This window comes from Allobacillus sp. SKP2-8, from assembly GCF_007559355.1.
Lineage (GTDB): Bacteria > Bacillota > Bacilli > Bacillales > Alkalibacillaceae > Allobacillus > Allobacillus halotolerans.
The window spans coordinates 1-4,315 of sequence record NZ_VMHF01000037.1 but is presented as its reverse complement, the minus strand read 5'-3'; the positions used below and the strand labels follow the sequence as shown (position 1 = coordinate 4,315).

The window sequence follows — 4,315 nt, the reverse complement described above, 5'->3', positions numbered from 1 at the left end:
TCTGTTTTTAAAAATGCAATTCAAAACATTGGAGAAGTCTTTGTATTTTTAAAAAGAGCAATTATGAAATTGATTCACGTATGGTTTTATTTTATTATGCCATCCGAGGTCCGTCATTGGGGTTATAGATTTTCTTTTTTAGCGGATAGCTTTTTGGCTTGTTTCAAATAATATCCCATGGTTACCAGCATAAGAAGGACGACACTGAAACTGAAAATCGAAACAAATATATTCAACTTCGTCTGAAAAGAAATATTCAAAAAGGCCAGAAACAAGTTCACTAAAGTCAAGATGCCAAGCATTTTACTGATTGAATAATAATGTTGAATTTTTGACGCGTAATCTGAAAAAATATTGAATGGTCCATCTTCTGTTTTTTTACGAAAAATTGCCCAATTCATTGCATAGGTAATCAATTCAACGTTACTATCCTTCATAATTTGAAAATATTCCTCGTTTTCTTCATCCGTATTATTTCCAACATATTGGATTCGGTAGATATATTTACCCGCTTCTCCTTCTTCAAAGGTGTATTTTGTCAATGAATACTTCACGAGATGGTAGCCCTTTTGAGCCATCTCATTTAACCACTTTTCTTCTTTTTCATAATTAATAAAGATCCTTCGTTTTATCATCGTCATTGATCGAAACCTCCAATTTTTCGGTGCCATTTTGAAGTAATTCCTGTAATCGTTTTAGCTCTTTTTTCAATAGGATGAGGCCTTTTTCAGTCAATAAATATTCTTTTCGTCGTGTTTTGAGATCTTCATTAACTAACTCGATCAATTCTTTTTGAACTAATGATTTGATTGCACCATATAGCGTTCCAGGTCCTAATTGAATTCTCTTGTTCGTAATCTCCTCAACCTCCTGAATAATTCCATAACCATGAAGCGGTTTCCTGACAGCTAATAAAATATAAAACACCGTCTCAGTCAATGGAGGTTCTAGTTGATTAGTCAATTTCTTTCACTCCTAACTATATCGTCTGACGATACACTGTATATTTATTATATCGCCTCACGATACAGTTAGTCAACATTTTTTTCCAAAAATAAAAACGGTACCTACTATAGCCTAGTACCGTTTGATACAATCTTAAATTTGGCAAGTTTTCGGATTTCCGCTCTGATTAAAAATCATAATATACCTGATTATCGTAAATGTTCAGCCGACAGATCAATCCAAAAGTTTACTATTCAACTGTTTTATAATTTTACGATTGAATCATATACTCATAAACTTCCAAATCAATTTTTCCTTGTTCTTATTCACGCTCTTCAAAATTCTCCGTATGAATATAGTTCGTCAATCCTTCATAAAATGATTGATCATCAACTGATGAATTTGTTAAATAACCTTGTTTCACCAATACTTCAGCTATCTTTTGCTTTCGTTCTGAATCAATTGGAACGATGTTTCCTTCTTTCGTTCGGTTGAAATATAACTGATATAATCGGTAAATTCGTGTCAATTCTTTAATTGGTGATGTGTGCTCGTCGACACGAAGATCCAACATCCGGTCATTATACCCACCGTATCCACCTTTTTCTTTTTCAATTAAAATAGCAGCCGATTGCATACCACGTTTATCGCCACCTGCTTGCTGTGCAGCCTCTAAAGCGGCCAACAATCGCTCAGCTAGTGGTTTCCTTTCCGTCGATTCAAACGTATCTGCCAACGCGGTAACCGTTTCTTCACTGACTAAGATATTTCCTTGAGCAGCATAATTTTTGCCTGATTTGCCGCCAGCCCAATCGTAGCAATCATCTCCAGTAAAAGTAGCTGAACGTCCACTAAAATCGACCACTCCAACTTGTCGAAGCGATGCATCTGGATCGTCTTTTACCAATTCATCCAACACTTCTTGTGGCGTTTTTCCTTCCTCCATCATTTGTAGTCCTCTAGGTCCATAGCTTGTGTTTGCCAACGATTGTGTGGCAACTGCACCTACATTTGCTTTCACCCATGGAACGACAGCTCCGACTCCTAAAAATTTTGATTGTGTGGCTACACCAATTTCGCCTGTTTTCGGATCCAACCCAACAATGGAATATGTAGCAACTAAATTATCTTTTGTTTTACCCATACATCCCAACTCCTTTTGTTCAACACCATTTTCTATTTTATCAAAATTTTTAAACGTTTAGTTATAAAATGAAAAATCATTCCTCTACTCATTGTGTTTGAGGAATGATTTCTGATTAATTATTTTTAATTAACTAGTTGTTTACGCAATAACTTTAACGCTCCAGACCAAGCATTCACTTGATCAAGCATCATGTTAATATTTGTTAAATGAAGCTCCTGTGGCTTGAATGTTGTGTAATTCTCAAAGTCGACAAATAGGGAAAGTGTTGGATGTGCACGAACATCAGCAACGGAAAGCTCTCCTAGAATGCCACGCAAATGTTCTGCCGCACGCGCACCACCTGTTGAACCGTAGCTGACAATTCCTGCCGCTTTGTTGTTCCATGGCTCGAGGGCTAAATCCAAAGCATTTTTCAATGAAGCTGAAATGCTGTGATTATATTCTTGAACGATGAATACAAAGCCATCCAATTCATCCAACTTTTCATTCCACTTGGCGATTCCTTCAGATTCACCTTCACCCATTAGTGGCAACTGATAATCTTTTATATCAACGATTTCATAGTTTGCATCTTTGCGTTCGTCTGCAATCCCTTTCACCCACTCGGCTACTTGCGGGCTGACACGACCTTCTCTTGTACTTCCTACGATAATTCCAATGTTTAAGTTTTCACTCATTATGAATTCCTCCTATGTTGGTTGTAGTGATTTATGGTAAATTAAATTACTAGCAAAACACGATTTCCTGATGGGTCAACAGACACCCAATGTTCTCCTTCTTGTGAAACAGCTGTACCGATTTTTTCTAATCGATTAACTGCTTCTTTGCGCGAGTCTTCTGATGGATACTTCACGGTGAATGCTTTTAGACCGGCGCCATTTTCTGGCATGGATGGAGCCCCAACGCCATTCCATGTGTTAATTGCGATGTGATGATGGTAGTCTTCGGTTGAAAGAAACGGTGCTTGAGCACCAAACCGGTTCACCACATTGAAGCCTAGACCCTTCACATAAAATTCTTCTGCAGTTTGCATTTCAGAAACATGTAGGTGAAGATGTCCCATAACCGTATCGGACGGCATCCCCTGCCACAGTTCATTCTGAGAAGCATGTTTTAATAATTCATCGAAATCGAGTGGATCGACCGTCATATGAACCATTTCACCATTCCATGTCCATTCAGCTGGATCACGGTCGTAATACACTTCAATTCCATTGCCATCCGGATCATTGAAGTAAAGTGCTTCGCTGACATCGTGATCAGAAGAACCAATAGGTATATTATTTCTGGAAATATGAACCACAAAATTCGCTAAATCCGCTTTCGTCGGCAGCAAAATGGCAAAGTGATACAAACCAGCTGTTCTTCCTTGCTTCGGTGTTACCCCTGAAGGTTGTTCAATGGTTAAGATTGCCGTCTCTCCATTAGCTGTTAAATTGGCAGTTGATGAAGTCTTGTCTAAAATATCAAATCCCAAAATCTTTTGATAGAATTCGATTGAACGATTTATATCGGTAACTTTAAGCTGGACATGTTCCACGAATGTGGCAGGCTGTTGATGAAATTTCATTATATTTCCTCCTAAACAAACCATCGAGGCGAAGTTAGCTAAAACGCTCGATGGATGAAGTGGTTGTAAAGTCACTTCAAGTTACTTTCTGTAAGTTAGTATATTTAAGTAAATAAAATTTGTCAACACAAGTATACCAATAAAGTTATTCGATCCAGTTAGTTAGATGCATATGATAGCTGATTATCGGGCTACTTATTTCTGGGTTATACCATTATCGCGGATATGCTTAAAATCGATTCTTATTAGAGTTTTGAACTACCCACCACTTAACAAACTACGGTTGTTTGAAGTGGGGGATTCCTAAGAACACCAGCGTAACCGCCAGTTATTGATTAGGCTAGCCCCGTAGCACCTACGGTTAGAAGTCTTATGGCTTCGTTTTTGATATTTATACTTGCGTTAAGGTCTCGATCGTGATGTTTCCCACAATCATTACAGGTCCATTCGCGTAAGGAGAGATTTTTAACGTTTTGATTGCGGTAGCCACAGTTTGAGCACAGCTGGCTTGAAGGGAAGTTTCTTGCAACGGTTACAATCTTCTTTCCATACCACTTGGCTTTATATTCAAGCATCGTGCGAAACTGTGACCAACTGACCTCACTGATTGCTTTAGCTAGGTTGTGGTTTTTCAACATATTCGAGACACTCAA

Annotated in this window: 6 protein-coding genes; all 6 read right to left on the bottom strand. The window is 38.1% G+C overall.

The window, feature by feature from the left end:
* Positions 1-122 precede the first annotated feature (122 nt).
* On the bottom strand, positions 123-641 hold the full coding sequence (locus FPQ10_RS12785) for a DUF2812 domain-containing protein (RefSeq protein WP_186278691.1): 519 nt from the start codon (positions 639-641) through the stop codon (positions 123-125).
* Positions 610-963, bottom strand: coding sequence for a PadR family transcriptional regulator (locus FPQ10_RS12780; protein WP_144163881.1), 354 nt, complete (start codon positions 961-963; stop codon positions 610-612). Before FPQ10_RS12780 ends, FPQ10_RS12785 begins: the two co-directional genes overlap by 32 nt.
* 304 nt (positions 964-1,267) lie before the next feature.
* A complete protein-coding gene (locus FPQ10_RS12775) occupies positions 1,268-2,089 on the bottom strand; it encodes a DUF1028 domain-containing protein (RefSeq protein ID WP_144163880.1) in 822 nt (273 codons plus the stop codon).
* A gap of 125 nt (positions 2,090-2,214) precedes the next feature.
* Positions 2,215-2,769, bottom strand: coding sequence for an NADPH-dependent FMN reductase (locus tag FPQ10_RS12770; protein ID WP_144163879.1), 555 nt, complete (start codon positions 2,767-2,769; stop codon positions 2,215-2,217).
* Between the two features lie 41 nt (positions 2,770-2,810).
* Positions 2,811-3,662: a VOC family protein gene (locus tag FPQ10_RS12765; RefSeq protein WP_144088270.1), complete on the bottom strand. Its 852-nt coding sequence runs from the start codon at positions 3,660-3,662 to the stop codon at positions 2,811-2,813.
* A gap of 335 nt (positions 3,663-3,997) precedes the next feature.
* Positions 3,998-4,315, bottom strand: a 318-nt coding sequence (locus FPQ10_RS12760; protein ID WP_144163878.1) for an RNA-guided endonuclease TnpB family protein, incomplete at its 5' end; no start/stop codon positions are given.